Origin of the sequence: Xenorhabdus bovienii SS-2004 (assembly GCF_000027225.1) — a bacterium.
GTDB classification, from domain to species: domain Bacteria; phylum Pseudomonadota; class Gammaproteobacteria; order Enterobacterales; family Enterobacteriaceae; genus Xenorhabdus; species Xenorhabdus bovienii_C.
Genome location: NC_013892.1, coordinates 1,108,068 through 1,127,701 on the forward strand (window position 1 = coordinate 1,108,068; position 19,634 = coordinate 1,127,701).

Here is a 19,634-nt window from a genome sequence, read left to right on the forward strand (position 1 = left end):
ACTGATCTTCCTAGATAATTTTCTAATCCTGTACTTTGTTCAAATTCGAAAGACGTATCCTCCAAAATGTTCACTTTAGCGGGTTTGTTTTTCTGCGACTTCCTCATTTTCAGATAAAAACCCCTTAGTTGACAGTTTGGTACTAATTGTCAACTCATTATGGGGATAGCAGCAGCACTCCAGGATGAGTCGAAGCCATCAGCGGGTTAACCCCCGTCTGGTGAGGATAATGTTGATTCTGAAGGTTGATTGAAGATGCTTAAAAAACAACGCAAGCAGTGGACAACACAACAACGGCTCAGGCAGGTCGCTTGGGTGAATATCTTTGCCCAGGTTGCCTTTCCGGTGGCCGGCGTTTTCACGCCCGCCGTCGCCGCCGACAAAACCCCCGGGCATTCACAGGCGACCCGGCCACAGACATTACAGACTGAATCTTACCGACTGGCCGCGGGCGAAAGTATTAAATCCGTCGCCAAGCGTCATGGCCTGACCGTAACGGAATTGAAAAAACTCAACCAGCTTCGTACCTTCCACAAGCCCTTTACGGCTCTGGGCGCAGGAGATGAAATTGACGTGCCCAAATCTCCGTCCGGTCATTTACTGGCTGAGAGTCTGACACAAGCCGCCGCCGCCGAATCGCCGGCAGGTCATACTGAAAATAATACCGAACGCTGGCTGGCCAGTACCGTTTCCCGCGCGGCAGGCATGCTGAAAGGCGGTCATGTGCTGGACAGTGCCAAAAATCAGTTACGCGGTATGGCAATGAGTGAAGCCAATCAGACCGTGCAAAACTGGCTGCAACACTACGGCACGGTCAAATTACAGGCCAATGTGGATGACCGCGGGCGCTTAGACGGCAGTCAGTTCGACATGTTGTTACCGCTTTATGACACCGAAAAACAGATGGCCTTTACCCAGTTCGGCCTGCGCCATATTGACAGCCGCACCACCGCCAACTTCGGGCTGGGTCAGCGTCACTTCTTTGATACCGGGATGTTGGGCTATAACGCTTTCCTTGACCACGACATAACCCGTGACCATACCCGCTTTGGCCTCGGCGCTGAATACGCCCGTGATTTTATGAAATTCGGGGCGAACGGCTATTTCCGTGCCAGCGGCTGGAAAGACGGCAAGAAACTGAAAGACTACGAAGAACGGCCGGCCAGTGGTTTTGACCTGCGTGCCGAAGGTTATGTGCCTTCCTATCCACAGCTGGGCGGCAAGTTAATTTATGAGCAGTACTTTGGTGATGAAGTCGGTTTGCTGAGTGAAGATCGCCGGCAGAAAGATCCGGCCGCCTTTACCCTCGGCGCCAGTTATACCCCGATCCCGCTGGTGACGCTGGGTCTGGATCGCCGGCAGAGTACCTCCGGCGGCGGTGAAACCCTGTTTAATCTGGGGCTGAATTATGAAATCGGTACACCGTGGTCAAAACAGGTTGATCCGGATGCCGTGGCCTTTAAACGCAATCTGCAAGGCGGACGTTATGATTTGGTGGAGCGTAATAATCAGATTGTACTGGAATACCGGAAGAAAAATCTGATCCGCCTGATGATGGAAAACCGGATTAACGGACGCGGCGGCGCGGTGATCCCGCTGAATGTCAATGTCAGTGCCCAGCATGGCCTGAAAGAGATTGTCTGGGATACCGCCGGTCTGGTGGCGGGGGGCGGCAAACTCGACAGCGTAAATGCACCGACACGGGCAGAAAATCTGGCAGCGGAGCCGGTTCGCGGGGGCACCCGTTACCTGCTGACCCTGCCGCCGTTCCATGACAAGGGTAACAACACCTACACCCTGTCCGGCATCGCTTATGACACTCAGGGCAATGCCTCTGAACGGATGGAAACGCTGATACAGGTGGTTTCTTCTGCCGTCAATCCCGACGGTTCCGGCTTTGAACCCGCTGAGAAATCGATGGTGGCGGACGGCAAAACCCAAACGGTTATCCGCCTGAAACTGACCGACAAAGACGGCAAGCCTGTCAGCGGCGTGGCGGGTAACCTCAAATTAACCGACGATAAAACGACACTGACCGGCGACGGTAAAGATCCTGAGCTGGGTACGGAAGTCAGGGAAGTTCCGGAAGGCAGCGGCATCTATGAAATCACCGCGACTGCCGGCACCAGGCACGGTAAATGGAAAATCACGCCCACGATCGATGGTCATGAGCTGACACCGACTGTTATTGACTTTGGCTCTTCATTGGCGGAGATGATAGATACCGATCGCACCGAGTTTAAGCCGGAAAATGGCAACCTGAATCAGGAAGGCGACAGTACAGACCTCGTCCTGAACCTGAAAGACAAGGACGGCAACCCGATCACGGGAGCGGCGGATAAAATCACCCTGACCGATGATAAAAATGAACTGTACGGCCAGAACCCCACGCCCTCACTGGGCGCGGTAAGAGAAGATCCGCCGGGCAGCGGTATTTATAAGGCCAAGGTGACGGCAGGTCAGAAAAAAGGGACATGGAAAATCACCCCGGCGGTGGAAGGCAAAACGCTGAAACCGGCCGTCATTGCCTTCGGGCAATCACTGGCCGATGTGCTGGATACCCAGAGCTCCACCGTTGAGCCGGCGGATGGCAGTAGCCCGCTGCCCGCGGATGGCGTTTCCACCAAAACCCTACGGGTGGTGCTGAAAGATAAACAGGGCAAACCCGTCACGGGGGCAAAAGACAGCATCAGGGTCAATGCCGCCGGTCAATTATCGGGAGAAGGCCAAGATCCACAAATCGGCGATGTTAAAGAAGTGTCGGACGGGGTGTATGAAATCGTCGTCACCGCCGGCCAGAAAACCGGCCACTGGACGCTGACCACCACCGTGGATGGCACGGAGATGAAGAAGGAGACGGTGATTGAGTTTGATGAAAACAACGCGCCGGCCGTGAACAATCTGCAACTGAATGGCATTTTACATATCAATGAAACCCTGCATGCCCGCTATCAGTTTAAGGACAACGGCGGTAATACGGCTGACCGTTCGTTCTATGTCTGGGGAGATAAAGGCACTACCGCGAAACAAGTGATGGCACTGGCGGATGCCGCCGGGGTGAAAGAACCGGTACTGGCGCAGAAAAACGGCGAAGGCCGGGTAACCGCCGGCGCGGCGGATAATGAAAAAGTGAAGTATGTTATTGCGCGCAGCGATGCCGGTAAGGTACTGGAAGTGTCCATACTGGCGGCTAACGGGGCGAACCTGCGGGCCAAAGCGCCGGTGACCACGGATATAGCCGACCCGGCAGCCAACCGGGGCCTTACGGGCGGGAATGGCAAAGGCGGTGTGGCAGATCCGGATGCCAAACCCGGTATCGACAAGATTGTCCTGAGTGGTGATTTGGAAATCAATCAGCCGCTTACGGCCGAATATACCTTTAACGGTAATGGCGGTGACGCCACCGACCTCTCCCAGTTTGCCTGGCATGACAAGGGGACTCCGGCAGCCGATTACCAGCCCGTACCGGACAACGGCAAGAATGCTCAGGACAAAACAGGCAAGGTGACCAGAACGCTGGAGCAAGCGGATGCAGGGAAAACGGTGGCGATTACCGTTAAGCCCGTTAACGGAAACAACGAAGTCGGTGAAGCCAAAACGGTAGATATTGGTATGACGGACACCAACATCAACCAAACCACGCCCAAAGGGGCAAAACCGGGCACCATTCTTGACCCTAATGCCATTCCTTCCATTAAGAATGTAGTCTTGCACGGGTACCGATCTGTAAATTCAACCCTGAAAGCCACTTATGAGTTTGAGCCCAATAACGGTTATGTGGAAGATAAAACTACCTACACCTGGAGGCGGGTCGCAACAATAGGCGGCACGCCGGAAGACATCAGTAAACAGGGCGCTACAGGCACTGTCGATGGTCAAGGGGGCCAGATCGAATCTTATAAGCTGAGTGACGACGATATTGATAAATTTGTGGAAATTGTTTTGACGCCCAAAAATGGCAGAAGCAAACCAGGAACTGATATTTTGAAGAACAGCGGTCAGAATGAAGGTAATGAACTTCAGGGCGGTAATACGATAGGGCAGATTATTGACCCCTCCCGGGGCCCCGGCATTGCAGATCTGAAAATCCACGGTAAGTTAGCGGTTGATGAGGAACTGACTGCAACGTATAAATTTGAGGCTAAAGGCGGACATGACCAAGATAACTCCCTCTTTTTATGGGGTATCAAATATCCCGAAGGAGACCCTGATTACAATAAGTCCCCCGAGTTTCTGGTGGAACAATTTAATAGTGATGACAAGGATCATATTGTCCCGCCAAATAACACCAATACCATCCCGGGATACCGTTTGAAACCGGAAGACAGTGGCCGAGTCATCCAAGTTGCGATACAAGCCCGTTCGAAACTGGCGCGTGGCAAGTCATATAACAGAGATACACGGCAGGAAGCTGCTGAAGGCAATAATTTAGAAGGCAACAAGGATGGTACGGTGAAAGGCGTGGCGAGTGACTTCACGATAACGCCGGATAAACCTGAGAAGGATGCGGATGGCACGATGGCGGTTAAGGTTGAAAGAGATAAAACCATTACGCTCACGGTCAAAACTGAGAACGGAGGTCAAGCCGTTGGGGGTATACCTGTGACAATTAAGATGACGGCGATTAATCGTCAAAAGAAAGCTGACACGGTCACAGTAAACCTGGAGGCGAAAGAAGGTGTACTGGCGGGTAAAGAGGATACTTACCGCGGCCATACTGACGAAAAAGGTTATCTGGTTATCAATGTCACTGACCCTAACGGTATTGGCACAAGAACCACCCTGTCGGTAGAGGTGAATGGCGAAGCCAACCAGACGTTAACCAAAACATGGGATGTTATTTTTACCGTACTCACCAGTCCGGATACGCCGAAGGCCAATTATTGGGGGCATATGGAAGATTACATTACACTTAACGGAATAAAATACTCGCGGCCTCAATTAAATGCTGAGTTAAATGGTGAATCTAAGCTGACAAGAAACCGCGAAATTTGGGGAATGGCGCAGTGGATTATAGTGAAAGATTACTGCAATAAATTAGGAGAGTTACCCACTAGAGATCAATTAATGGATATACATAATGCTTATCAAAATCGGACTCTTTACGACACTAATGGGTGGCCTATTAATTCTCTCAACGGATTTGGTTTAAACATATGGTCATCTAGTTTGTGGAATCCAAATATAGATATTAATATAACAGTTGTAGATATAATAAGTGGTAAAGAAGGAAGTGCAGGTAACGCCGGTAATCATGGTGGTGGTGATTACTCTGTTATTTGTCGCATTAAAAACTAGGACTTTATTTATATTTTAAAATCTATTAATTAATAAAGGTGGAACAAGCCCTGAAAGTTGCATACTCAACAAATAGGGGCTTCATTTTTTATTAGTGATAATTCCCATAGTTAACGATGTGCACATCACCATCGATAAATTCGAATGTTACACACCAGTTTCCTGAAACAATAATTACCCTCTGCCCTCGCCTATCTTTCACACAGAACACGGTTGCACGAATTTTTTAGATAGACTAATCTATCTAAAATATCAACACTAACCTAAGTGATCACTGTAAGGACGAGGAATGGCAAGAAATCTTCTATCTCTTCTTGGCGTTTGTTTTTCCCTGTTCATTTCCACTGCAAATGCCCAGTCCCCCCAAGAGCAGATGCATGTCTCAACCACAACCATGCAGGCTGTACAGTTCACTCCCTCTATCAAAATACTGGGAGCAATCGTAGCAAAAAATGAGATTGTGATAAGCCCGGCACTTCCTCAGCATATCATCACAGAAGTGCTGGTTGAAGAAGGTGACTATGTCAAAAAAGGTGAAGTGTTAGCTACATTAGAAACACTGGTTCAGGATGAAAAAGTCAAACAAGCCAAAGCGGAACTGGAAAAAGCGCTGGCTTTGATAAAACAGAATGAAGCGATGAGTAATCAGGCACAGTCTGAACTTAAGCGTGTAAAACCACTGGTAAATACAGGGGTCATTTCTGCCAGTGAATTTGACAAATACAAAATGCAGGCAAATTCATCCTCATCCGCCTTAAATGCGGCAAAAGCAGAATACCGGCAGTTACAGGCACAATTAGAAGGGGAAAAAACCCAGCGGGCAAAAACAACCATATTTGCACCCAGAGAAGGCGTTATCAGTGAACGAACTGCGATGGCAGGTATGATAACCGATAGCAGTCAACTGTTTAAATTGATCGAAAATAACCAGCACGAATTCTCGGCTGAAGCCTATATTTCTGCTTTAAAACAAATAAACACAGGAATACCTGCGGCTATTTCTCTCACTTCCGGCAGCAAAATAACCGGCAAAGTGAGATATATCTCGCCGAAAATTAATCCCGTTACCCAAATAGGAAAAATAAGAATTGCGCTCGAAAATGTCCCCGCCGATGTCAAACTGGGGGATTTCGGCCATGCTTTATTTCAGCTTAAACCAGAAAAAGTCAATGCTATTCCTTATAGTGCTGTCAATATGGGAAATAAAAATAAACCCAGTGTCTATGTTGTCGGTAAAAACAATGCCGTAGAGAAAAAAGAAATTAATACAGGGCGCATTTTTGATAACTGGATTGAGATAAAGTCTGGCTTATCGCCAAAAGATAAAATCATTGTTTCTGCATCTCCATTCTTACAAGAAATGGATACTGTTGCCATTATGCCACAGGGAAAATAAGATGAAATATCAGTTATCCGAATGGGCCATCAGAAAACCTATTCCCACGATTGTTATTTTTCTGGCACTCACTATCGCTGGGTTATTTTCCTTTTTAAAATTGCCTATCAATGCAAACCCCGTTATTAATTTTCCGGTTGTGACTGTGACTGTCACACAAAGTGGCTCATCACCTTCCGAATTGGAAAATGCGGTTACACAACCCATAGAACGCGCGGTTTCTGGATTGCCGGGCATTCGGCATATTAACTCAACAATAACGGATGGCGTATCCATCACGATTATCGAGTTTGATATAAAAATTGATCCGAATGTTGCGACAAATGATATCCGGGAGCAAATTACACAGATTCGTTCGGAATTACCTCAATCAATAGATGAACCGCTAATCAGCCGTATTGATGTAGAGGGCAGCGCGATCCTGAATTACGCGGTTCAGTCAAAAGATAAGAATTTGACCGATTTATCTTGGTTTGTTGATGACAAATTAAGTAAAAAGTTATTAATGGTGCCCGGCGTTCAAAAAATAACGAGGCTGGGTGGCACAAATAAGGAAATTTTGATTGAACCTGATCCGATAAAGATGGCTGCCTTGAAGATCAGTGTTGCGGATATTAACCAGTTATTACTTCAAAATAACGTTAATATTCCTGGCGGAAAAATGGTTGTCGCAGGACAAGATCATACCATTCGTATTTTAGGTGCAAAAAATGAAATAGATTATTTACACCAATTAAAACTTCCTTTAGCAAACGATAATTGGATAAAATTAGGCGATATTGCCACGATTAGAGATTCACATAAAGAAACCATCACCATTGCCCGCTTAAATAATGAAATTGTTGTGGGTTTCGCCGTATTCCGTGCTAAAGGTTCAAGTGATACAGAGGTAGAAAAAGGGGTTGTACGGGCATTACAAATGGCTGGAGAAGAGTATCCGGATGTCAGTATTAAACTTGTTTCATCAAATGTAAAATATACGGTGGCAAGTTATAATTCGACCATGCAGACATTAATAGAAGGTGCAATACTAACTGTTATTGTGGTGTTTTTCTTTCTCAAAAGCTGGCGAGCGACATTGATTGCAGCCATTGCACTGCCATTATCTATACTACCGGCATTTTTTATCCTGCATTTATTTGGTTACACCCTGAACAGTATCACTTTATTGGCATTAACATTGGTGATAGGTATTTTAGTTGATGATGCAATCGTCGAAATAGAGAATATAGAGAAATATATTGAAAGAGGTGAAAGACCTTATATTGCCGCCATCAAAGCGTCAGATGCAATCGGATTTGCAATAGTCGCGATTACTATTACCATTGTCGCTGTTTTCCTGCCTGTCAGTTTTATTGGTGGTTTTATCGGTAAATATTTTGTTCCCTTCGGCATTACCGTATCAGCAGCAGTATTATCATCATTACTGGTCGCCAGATTGGTAACTCCGCTGATGTCCGCCTATCTCCTACAGCCTAAAAAACATCCGAAAACGGATAAAACAGAGACACCCAAATGGATAAAGAAATATCTTACTATCCTTGAAAAAACATTAAAATTCCGCAAAACAGCGTCGTTGCTAGCCATCGTCTTCCTTTTGGGATCATTAGCTCTGGTAGCACTGTTACCCTCGGGTTTTATGCCTAAAGCGGATATTAGTATCACCACAATAGAAGTAGAAGCCCCCCCCGGCACCCAAGCAGCACAAAGTGATGAAACGTTGCAGAAGATTATTAAGAAACTGCAAGGCCGCCCAGAAATTATCGATATTTTCTCTGTTGCCGGCGTTGATGGCTCCTCTGGTGAGATTAGCCAGAATAGGAGTAACATTATTATAAATTTAGTACCGACGGGTGAACGTGATTGGTCACAAAAAGAATTTGAGCAATCATTGATTCCTATCTTAAATGAGATTCCAGATATTCGATATAACTTTGGCAATAGTAGTGGCAGCCGAGATATTTCGATTGTTCTGGCCAGTGAAAACCCAGAAATTCTGTCTCAGACAATAGAGCAGTTACGTAAAGAGATGATGCAGTTAGAGGGATTGAAGAATATCAAGCTCTTGCAACCCTTGCCAAGACGGGAAATTATCATAACGCCTAATATTGATACAGCAGCCAGAGCTGGAGTAACAACCGATGCGATTGGCTCAGTAATCAGAACGGCAACAATAGGTGAAATCAATTCCAGAGTCGCTAAGTTTAACTTACCAGACAGGCAAGTTCCGATCCGCGTCTTATTATCCAAAGAAGACAGGGATAACCTGACCGTATTAAATGATCTGTACGTAAATAGCATATCGGGCGTCAATGTTCCGGTAAAATCGGTGGCAAATATCTCTTTTGCCTCAGGCCCTGACAAAATAGAACGGATTGCCAGACAGCGGAAAGCCAGTATTGATGCAGATCTTAATGGTATTGCGGTCGGAACAGCATATATACAAATTAATGAATTGCCCACAATGAAAAAATTGCCGCCAGAGGTAAAAAGAGTCGAGTATGGTGAAGTTGAATATATGAATGAAATGTTTGATCGTTTCACGACGACCATAACACTCAGTATCATGATGGTACTGGCTATTCTGATTATTCTGTTCAAAGATTTTTTACAGCCAATGACAATTTTAATTGCTCTGCCATTTGCTATCGGTGGTGCGATTATCGCATTACTTATTTATGGCGCCGCCATTGATCTGCCCGTTATTATCGGCATATTAATGTTGATGGGCATAGTCTCAAAAAACTCAATATTATTGGTTGAATTTATTCTCGAAAAATCCCGCACCGGTATGCCACGAAATGAAGCCATTATTCAGGCAGGCAGAGAGCGTGTCAGACCTATTATAATGACAACGATTGCCATGATTGCCGGCATGATCCCGCTGGTCATTACCAGCGGCGCGGATGCCAGTTTCCGGGCGCCGATGGCAATCTCGGTTATTGGGGGACTACTCAGTTCAACTTTACTTAGTTTACTGTTTGTACCAGTTATTTACAGTTATATGGATGATTTTAAAAACTTTATTACTCCATACCTTAAAAAATTGACCTCAGTAACGAAAGACGATATCGATTATCACTGACAGATTATTTTATGTCCGGCATGTTTTTGTGCAAATTAACAGCCGGACATTAATAATATTTAAGCAACTTTATGTGTGTAATACTTATAAAACTATTTCTGACGATTAAATAAGAAGAATAAACATTTAGTCTGTATAATAACATCCGAACATTAGATAGAGTAATTAATCTAATTTTTTATATCCGATCTTTTGGAGGAATATGTTTTGTCAAAACAGACAGAAAAACAGCGCGCTAAACGCAAACAAATCATTGATGCTGCCATCTCCTGTTTTATAGAGAAAGGATTTCATGCAACATCCACAGCAGAAATCTGCAAGGCAGCAGGCATGAGCCCAGGTAATCTGTTTCACTATTACCCAACCAAAAACGCCATTATTGCAGCTATCGCAGAAGAAGACAGTCATGACTATGACAAAATCTTGCATACCGATGATGATGAAAACTCGGTTATGGCAACCATAGAAAAGATGATGATAAGCCTAATCCACCTGTATAACCAACCCGATTATGCACGTCTCAGCATCGAAATTATCGCTGAAGCTAGCCGTAACCCTACAATTAATAAAATATTTATCGAAAATGAAAAAAAAATCCGGGAACGTTTAGCACTATTAATCCGTAAAGGTATTGAAACAGGGGAAATTGATAAACAGATTAATGCAGAACAGACGGCATCCTGGCTAATGATAACTGCCGGGGGTGCGATAGGGAGAGAGTTGGTAGAGCCGAATTTTAAGTGGCTTGATAGTATGGATTCTTTTACCTACATAATACGAAAAATTTTTGCATCATAATATCCGTATCTATTTTCTGATTAAGGCCAGCGCCTTAATCAGAAGGCTCGAAAAATATTGTCATCCATAATTTATATACCCAATCGATTTAAAATTAACACCCGTTACTGATTTCACCTTCTTCTTTCTAGTTTAAATTTTCCAGGAGTGTTTTTCATATTAAAACAAAATAGTCATTCCGTGTGAAATAAGCTGAACGAATTAATTATTTAATTTAAAAGGCTATTTTAGAGATAAATCCTAATCCATCAAATGTTAGGACCAAACACCTAGTAACATACACAAAGGCTCGTAGTTGCTCAAGAGTTATACCGTACCCACTAAAACGATCAGTACGAAGATCCAGTTTCATAGAGTCGCCCTTACCACTATTATTGATAAATTCGATTATTAAAAATAAATTATAGATTTGCCGGGTTACTGAAAACCAGTGCAACCATCCACCCTCATTTTTTCCGCGAATTCAAAGATCTATTTCCCCATATTTCCCTGTATACCGACAAAAAATCACCATAGTGGGAGTTTTTCTGCGGGCTGACATTGCACTCCGTAAATAATCAGCAACACTGATCAATGTTACATTTAATTATTGTCTGATTAATCACGCTATGGGGCGAATGCCATGTTAAAACGTAAGTACCTGACGCAATCTGAAATTGAAATGTTGCTGACTGAATCAGGCAAACATGCTCATGCGGCACGCAATATCTGCATGATGTTTATGGGGTTTATTCATGGGTTTCGGGTGTCTGAACTCCTCAGTCTAAAGCTGTCAGATGTGGATTTGGACAGCCGCAGCCTGCGCGTACAGCGCCTGAAAAATGGCTTTTCCACCATTCATCCAATGGTCTCCCGTGAGATTCAGCTGCTACGTCAGTGGCTAAAGGGACGCCCGAATTATCTGCCAGGGACACCACAGGCCAACAGCGAAGTCTCAGACTGGTTATTCCTGTCCCGTAGCGGCCAGCGGATGTCACGTCAGCAAGTGTATAAAATCATCCGCCAGACCAGTTTAAAGGCAAAATTGTCGATTTGCGCGAATCCGCACATGCTCAGGCACGCCTGCGGTTATGCACTGGCAGACAATGGCGTAGACACCCGGCTGATTCAGGACTATTTAGGGCACAGAAACATCCGTCATACCGTGCGCTACACCGCGAGTAATGCGGGTCGCTTCGAGACGGTATGGGACGGGAAAGGAAAACGAAAACAGTTGACAATTAGTACCAAACTGTCAACTCACTTAAGCAGGCTTATTTTAACCGTAGTTAATTTTTTCCTTCCCTGCAAAAATTACGCTAATTTATTGATAATAAACCCTAAATAAATCCCCCGTCTGAGAGTACTCCTCCCCGCGTTGTTCACGTCTTTTTTTACTGATCTTCCTAGTTATTTTTCTAATTCTGTACTTTGTTCAAATTCGAAAGCCGTATCCTCCAAAATGTTCACTTTAGCGGGTTTGTTTTTCTGCAATTTCCTCATTTTCAGATAAAAACCCCTTAGTTGACAGTTTGGTACTAATTGTCAACTCATTATGGGGATAGCAGCAGCACTCCAGGATGAGTCGAAGCCATCAGCGGGTTAACCCCCGTCTGGTGAGGATAATGTTGATTCTGAAGGTTGATTGAAGATGCTTAAAAAACAACGCAAGCAGTGGACAACACAACAACGGCTCAGGCAGGTCGCTTGGGTGAATATCTTTGCCCAGGTTGCCTTTCCGGTGGCCGGCGTTTTCACGCCCGCCGTCGCCGCCGACAAAACCCCCAGGCATTCACAGGCGACCCGGCCACAGACATTACAGACTGAATCTTACCGACTGGCCGCGGGCGAAAGTATTAAATCCGTCGCCAAGCGTCATGGCCTGACCGTGACGGAATTGAAAAAACTCAACCAGCTTCGTACCTTCCACAAACCCTTTACGGCTCTGGGCGCAGGAGATGAAATTGACGTGCCCAAATCTCCGTCCGGTCATTTACTGGCTGAAAGTCTGACACAAGCCGCCGCCGCCGAATCTCCGGTAAGCCATACTGAAAATAATACCGAACGCTGGCTGGCCAGTACCGCTTCCCGCGCGGCAGGCATGCTGAAAGGCGGTCATGTGCTGGACAGTGCCAAAAATCAGTTACGCGGTATGGCAATGAGTGAAGCCAATCAGACCGTGCAAAACTGGCTGCAACACTACGGCACGGTCAAGTTACAGGCCAATGTGGATGACCGCGGGCGCTTAGACGGCAGTCAGTTCGACATGTTGTTGCCGCTCTATGACACCGAAAAACAGATGGCCTTTACCCAGTTCGGCCTGCGCCATATTGACAGCCGCACCACCGCCAACTTCGGGCTGGGTCAGCGTCACTTCTTTGATACCGGGATGTTGGGCTATAACGCTTTCCTTGACCACGACATAACCCGTGACCATACCCGCTTTGGCCTCGGCGCTGAATACGCCCGTGATTTTATGAAATTCGGGGCGAACGGCTATTTCCGTGCCAGCGGCTGGAAAGACGGCAAGAAACTGAAAGACTACGAAGAACGGCCGGCCAGTGGTTTTGACCTGCGTGCCGAAGGTTATGTGCCTTCCTATCCACAGCTGGGCGGCAAGTTAATTTATGAACAGTACTTTGGTGATGAAGTCGGTTTGCTGAGTGAAGAGCGCCGGCAGAAAGATCCGGCCGCCTTTACCCTGGGCGCCAGTTATACCCCGATCCCGCTGGTAACGCTGGGTCTGGATCGCCGGCAGAGTACCTCCGGCGGCGGTGAAACCCTGTTTAATCTGGGGCTGAATTATGAAATCGGTACACCGTGGTCAAAACAGGTTGATCCGGATGCCGTGGCCTTTAAACGCAATCTGCAAGGCGGACGTTATGATTTGGTGGAGCGTAATAATCAGATTGTACTGGAATACCGGAAGAAAAATCTGATCCGCCTGATGATGGAAAACCGGATTAACGGACGCGGCGGCGCGGTGATCCCGCTGAATGTCAATGTCAGTGCCCAGCATGGCCTGAAAGAGATTGTCTGGGATACCGCCGGTCTGGTGGCGGGAGGCGGCAAACTCGACAGCGTAAATGCACCGGCACGGGCAGAAAATCTGGCAGCGGCGCCGGTTCGCGGGGGCACCCGTTACCTGCTGACCCTGCCGCCGTTCCATGACAAGGGTAACAACACCTACACCCTGTCCGGCATCGCTTATGACACTCAGGGCAATGCCTCTGAGCGGATGGAAACGCTGATACAGGTGGTTTCTTCTGCCGTCAATCCCGACGGTTCCGGCTTTGAACCCGCGGAGAAATCGATGGTGGCGGACGGTAAAACCCAAACGGTTATCCGCCTGAAACTGACCGACAAAGACGGCAAGCCTGTCAGCGGCGTGGCGGGTAACCTCAAATTAACCGACGATAAAACGACACTGACCGGCGACGGTAAAGATCCTGAGCTGGGTACGGAAGTCAGGGAAGTTCCGGAAGGCAGCGGCATCTATGAAATCACCGCGACTGCCGGCACCAAGCACGGTAAATGGAAAATCACGCCCACGATCGATGGTCATGAGCTGACACCGACTGTTATTGACTTTGGCTCTTCATTGGCGGAGATGATAGATACCGATCGCACCGAGTTTAAGCCGGAAAATGGCAACCTGAATCAGGAAGGCGACAGTACAGACCTCGTCCTGAACCTGAAAGACAAGGACGGCAACCCGATCACGGGAGCGGCGGATAAAATCACCCTGACCGATGATAAAAATGAACTGTACGGCCAGAACCCTGCTCCCTCACTGGGCGCGGTAAGAGAAGATCCGCCGGGCAGCGGTATTTATAAGGCCAAGGTGACGGCAGGTCAGAAAAAAGGGACATGGAAAATCACCCCGGCGGTGGAAGGCAGAACGCTGAAACCGGCCATCATTACCTTTGGCCAGTCGCTGACGGACATTGTCGATACCGGCGGCTCAACGTTTACGCCGGCGACGAATATCCTCGCGGCCAACAATGAAGACAGTACCGTCATGACGCTCCATCTTAAGGACAAATCCGGCAAGCCCATTCTTAACGCGAAGGACAGTATCACATTTGAAGACAATGGCGATAAGCTGTCGGGTGACGGCCAAAACAAACCGACGATTGATAAAGTCTGGGAAGAGCCGGAAAACAGCGGTATTTATAAGGTCAAAGTGAAAGCGGGCGACAAAACCGGCCAGTGGAAAATCACCACCCGGATAGACGGCAAGCCTCTGGATACCCCAACAGAAATCACCTTCGGTTCTTCGAAAGCGGAGCTGATTGACCCGGATAAATCGGAGTTTATCCCCGAAAAAGGGGAACTGCCGAATGAAGGGGATACCACGGTGATTAAGCTGAACCTGAAAGACAAGGATGGCAACCCGATCACCGGGGCGGAAAACAGCATCAATCTGATCCCGGATAACCATGAGCTGTACGGTCAGGGGCAAATGCCGACCACCGGAACAGCGAAGGAAATCCCGCCGGGCAGCGGCACCTATGCAATCCCTGTCACGGCAGGCGCGAAAAAAGGCCAATGGACCCTCACGCCAGAGGTGTTCGGTAAACCGCTCAAACGCCCGGCCACCCTCACCTTCGGGCAATCACTGGCCGATGTGCTGGATACCCAGGGCTCCACCATTGAACTGGCGGATGGCAGTAACACGCTGGCCGCAGATGGCGTCTCCACCAAAACCTTACGGGTGGTGCTGAAAGATAAACAGGGCAAACCCGTTACAGGGGCAAAAGACAGCATCAGGGTCAATGCGGCGGGTCAATTACCGGGAGAAGGCCAAGATCCACAAATCGGTGATGTTAAAGAAGTGTCGGACGGGGTGTATGAAGTCGTCGTCACCGCCGGCCAGAAAACCGGCCACTGGACGCTGACCACCACCGTGGATGGCACGGAGATGAAGAAGGAGACGGTAATTGAGTTTAATGAAAACAAAGCGCCGGCCGTGAACAATCTGCAACTGAATGGCATTTTACATATCAATGAAACCCTGTATGCCCGCTATCAGTTTGAGGACAAAGGCGGTAATACCACTGACCGTTCGTTCTATGTCTGGGGAGATAAAGGCACTACCGCGAAACAAGTGATGGCACTGGCGGATGCCGCCGGGGTGAAAGAGCCGGTACTGACGCAGAAAAACGGCGAAGGCCGGGTAACCGCCGGCGCGGCGGATAATGAAAAAGTGAAGTATGTTATTGCGCGCAGCGATGCCGGTAAGGTACTGGAAGTGTCCATACTGGCGGCTAACGGGGCGAACCTGCGGGCCAAAGCGCCGGTGACCACGGATATAACCGACCCGGCAGCCAACCAGGGCCTTACGGGCGGGAATGGCAAAGGCGGTGTGGCAGATCCGGATGCCAAACCCGGTATCGACAAGATTGTCCTGAGTGGTGATTTGGAAATCAATCAGCCGCTTACGGCCGAATATACCTTTAACGGTAATGGCGGTGACGCCACCGACCTCTCCCAGTTTGCCTGGCATGACAAGGGGACTCCGGCAGCCGATTACCAGCCCGTACCGGACAACGGCAAGAATGCTCAGGACAAAACAGGCAAGGTGACCAGAACGCTGGAGCAAGCGGATGCAGGGAAAACGGTGGCGATTACCGTTAAGCCCGTTAACGGAAACAACGAAGTCGGTGAAGCCAAAACGGTAGATATTGGTATGACGGACACCAACATCAACCAAACCACGCCCAAAGGGGCAAAACCGGGCACCATTCTTGACCCTAATGCCATTCCTTCCATTAAGAATGTAGTCTTGCACGGGTACCGATCTGTAAATTCAACCCTGAAAGCCACTTATGAGTTTGAGCCCAATAACGGTTATGTGGAAGATAAAACTACCTACACCTGGAGGCGGGTCGCAACAATAGGCGGCACGCCGGAAGACATCAGTAAACAGGGCGCTACAGGCACTGTCGATGGTCAAGGGGGCCAGATCGAATCTTATAAGCTGAGTGACGACGATATTGATAAATTTGTGGAAATTGTTTTGACGCCCAAAAATGGCAGAAGCAAACCAGGAACTGATATTTTGAAGAACAGCGGTCAGAATGAAGGTAATGAACTTCAGGGCGGTAATACGATAGGGCAGATTATTGACCCCTCCCGGGGCCCCGGCATTGCAGATCTGAAAATCCACGGTAAGTTAGCGGTTGATGAGGAACTGACTGCAACGTATAAATTTGAGGCTAAAGGCGGACATGACCAAGATAACTCCCTCTTTTTATGGGGTATCAAATATCCCGCAGGAGACCCTGATTACAATAAGTCCCCCGAGTTTCTGGTGGAACAATTTAATAGTGATGACAAGGATCATATTGTCCCGCCAAATAACACCAATACCATCCCCGGATACCGTCTGAAACCGGAAGACAGTGGCCGAGTCATCCAAGTTGCGATACAAGCCCGTTCGAAACTGGCGCGTGGCAAATCATATAACAGAGATACACGGCAGGAAGCTGATGAAGGCAATAATTTAGAAGGCAACCTGGATGGTACGGTGAAAGGCGTGGCGAGTGACTTCACGATAACGCCGGATAAACCTGAGAAGGATGCGGATGGCACGATGGCGGTTAAGGTTGAAAGAGATAAAACCATTACGCTCACGGTCAAAACTGAGAACGGAGGTCAAGCCGTTGGGGGTGTCCCTGTGACAATTAAGATGACGGCGATTAATCGTCAGAAGAAAGCTGACACAGTCACAGTAAACCTGGAGGCGAAAGAAGGTGTACTGGCGGGTAAAGAGGATACTTACCGCGGCCATACTGATGAAAAAGGTCATCTCGTTATCAATGTCACTGACCCTAACGGTATTGGCACAAGAACCACCCTGTCGGTAGAGGTGCATGACGGAGCCAACCAGACGTTGACCAAAACATGGGATGTTATTTTTACCGTGATTACCAGCCCGGATACACCACTGGCTAATTATTGGGGGCATATGGAAGATTACATTACAGTTAACGGAAAAAAATACTCGCGGCCTCCATTACATTCTGAGGCTCCATTACATTCTGAGGAAAGGGATGATATTCCTGATACAATAAACCGCGAATTATGGGTAACCCCACAATGGCGTGTAGCGGCAGATTACTGCAATAAATTAGGAGAGTTACCCACTAGCGATCAATTAATGGATATACATAATGCTTATCCAAATGGGACTCTTTACAACAGTTATGGGTGGCCTGTTAATTATTTTGATAATAATAACAATAACATTGGTAACTTTTGGTTCTGGTCATCTAATATTGTGGGGGAAGGATATGAAACAAAGAATATAGTTGTAGATATTAATAACGGTGACGTTTGGAGATTAGAAACTGGTCATTATTTCCATATTATTTGTCGCATTAAAAACTAGGACTTTATTTATATTTTAAAATCTATTAATTAATAAAGGTGGAACAAGCCCTGAAAGTTGCATACTCAACAAATAGGGGCTTCATTTTTTATTAGTGATAATTCCCATAGTTAACGATGTGCACATCACCATCGATAAATTCGAATGTTACACACCAGTTTCCTGAAACAATAATTACCCTCTGCCCTCGCCTATCTTTCACACAGAACACGGTTGCACGAATTTTTTAGATAGACTAATCTATCTAAAATATCAACACTAACCTAAGTGATCACTGTAAGGACGAGGAATGGCAAGAAATCTTCTATCTCTTCTTGGCGTTTGTTTTTCCCTGTTCATTTCCACTGCAAATGCCCAGTCCCCCCAAGAGCAGATGCATGTCTCAACCACAACCATGCAGGCTGTACAGTTCACTCCCTCTATCAAAGGAGTATGTTGTTATGTTTTAAATTCATATAAGATTGATTTATAATGTTTATGATAGTTGTACCAATATTTCTTATTATTTTTATCGGATATATTTTCGGGCGCTTACGCCCTGACAGTGGAAAATCTGATAAATTAATCAATGAATATGTGCTTTATATCGCACTCCCTGCTTTATTGTTCCTTGCTATTGCTCGGGCAGATATTAATGAGCTACAACAATGGGGATTCATAACTGCCAGTTTGTCTGGAATTGGTGCCGCATACATTTTAGGAATATTAGTAGCAAAATTTATGGGGATTAGTTTACCGCAATCGTCGATTTTAAGCATGGGTGCATGTTATGGTACAACTGGGTATATGGGTGTTCCAATCCTAATTTCAGTCTATGGTGAATCCGCCGCGCTTCCTGCCGCTATCGCCACTATTTTGCATAACATTCCTGCAATCATGGCTGTTATCATCACTTATGATATTTTTTCTACACACCAATCCGGCAACAAAATATCCATTAGTCAAAGTCTCGTTGGGGCATTAAAGACAACATTGAGCAATCCTCTGACTATTTCAGTTATTGCTGGATTGGTTTTCGTTTTTTTAGGTATTCCCGTTCCTAACTTTTTACGTTCATTTGCTGAATTTCTGGGTAATGCCTCCGGTCCAACAGCACTATTCGCTTTAGGACTGGGATTATCTCGGCTTAAAATCAAAGAGCATATCAACAGCGATGCGCTAAAATTAGCTATGCCAATGTTGTGCCTTAAATTAGGAATACAGCCATTGATTACGTTTCTCTGTGCCTACTATCTATTTGGTATGCAACAAACTGATAATATCTGGCTAATTGCTGCGATTGTCATGGCTGCACAGCCAATAGGAGCAGGTGTTTATGTTTTTTCCAATAAGTATGGTTTTAAACAGGAAGTCATTTCTCTCTCCATTATTATTTCCCTGCTTATTGCATTGGTTACCATACCTACTATTCTCCAATTACTACCTATCTAAAATTATGAACATATTAATGTGATAATTAATATGTTCATAATTATCACATTTATTAACTTAGACGATACGCTTTCAATTGAATAATGCAGATGTAGGGAGTTAACCCCTCTACAGTAAGCCGAATGGAATCAAACGTTGATAAAGCAAGTATCAATAACGTTGGCTCGTTATGCCATCCCGATGTGGAAAGAGCCAATGAAAACTTTGAGTTTTAACCCCCCCGTCTGAGCCAGAAAATCAACGATGCATAT

At 46.5% G+C, this 19,634-nt stretch carries 7 protein-coding genes; all 7 read left to right on the forward strand.

The features are described from left to right. Positions 1–255: 255 nt before the first annotated feature. Entirely contained in the window at positions 256–5,298 is a 5,043-nt protein-coding gene (locus XBJ1_RS18980) for an inverse autotransporter beta domain-containing protein (protein WP_012987653.1), read from the forward strand. Positions 5,299–5,587: 289 nt separating this feature from the next. Beyond that, positions 5,588–6,694 carry an efflux RND transporter periplasmic adaptor subunit gene (locus XBJ1_RS04750; RefSeq protein WP_012987654.1) on the forward strand — a complete coding sequence of 369 codons (1,107 nt, stop codon included), beginning with the start codon at positions 5,588–5,590 and terminating at the stop codon, positions 6,692–6,694. 1 nt (position 6,695) lies between these two features. Further along, positions 6,696–9,779 carry an efflux RND transporter permease subunit gene (locus tag XBJ1_RS04755; RefSeq protein ID WP_012987655.1) on the forward strand — a complete coding sequence of 1,028 codons (3,084 nt, stop codon included), beginning with the start codon at positions 6,696–6,698 and terminating at the stop codon, positions 9,777–9,779. Between the two features lie 207 nt (positions 9,780–9,986). Then, positions 9,987–10,577 carry a TetR/AcrR family transcriptional regulator gene (locus XBJ1_RS04760; protein ID WP_012987656.1) on the forward strand — a complete coding sequence of 197 codons (591 nt, stop codon included), beginning with the start codon at positions 9,987–9,989 and terminating at the stop codon, positions 10,575–10,577. A 622-nt stretch (positions 10,578–11,199) separates the two neighbouring features. Further along, the gene (locus XBJ1_RS04765) at positions 11,200–11,904 is read left to right on the forward strand and encodes a tyrosine-type DNA invertase (RefSeq protein WP_012987657.1); all 705 of its coding nucleotides are present in this window, start codon (positions 11,200–11,202) and stop codon (positions 11,902–11,904) included. 303 nt (positions 11,905–12,207) lie between these two features. Next, a complete protein-coding gene (locus XBJ1_RS18985) occupies positions 12,208–17,952 on the forward strand; it encodes an inverse autotransporter beta domain-containing protein (protein ID WP_012987658.1) in 5,745 nt (1,914 codons plus the stop codon). A gap of 477 nt (positions 17,953–18,429) precedes the next feature. Then, positions 18,430–19,383 carry an AEC family transporter gene (locus XBJ1_RS04775; protein WP_012987659.1) on the forward strand — a complete coding sequence of 318 codons (954 nt, stop codon included), beginning with the start codon at positions 18,430–18,432 and terminating at the stop codon, positions 19,381–19,383. Positions 19,384–19,634: the final 251 nt, after the last annotated feature.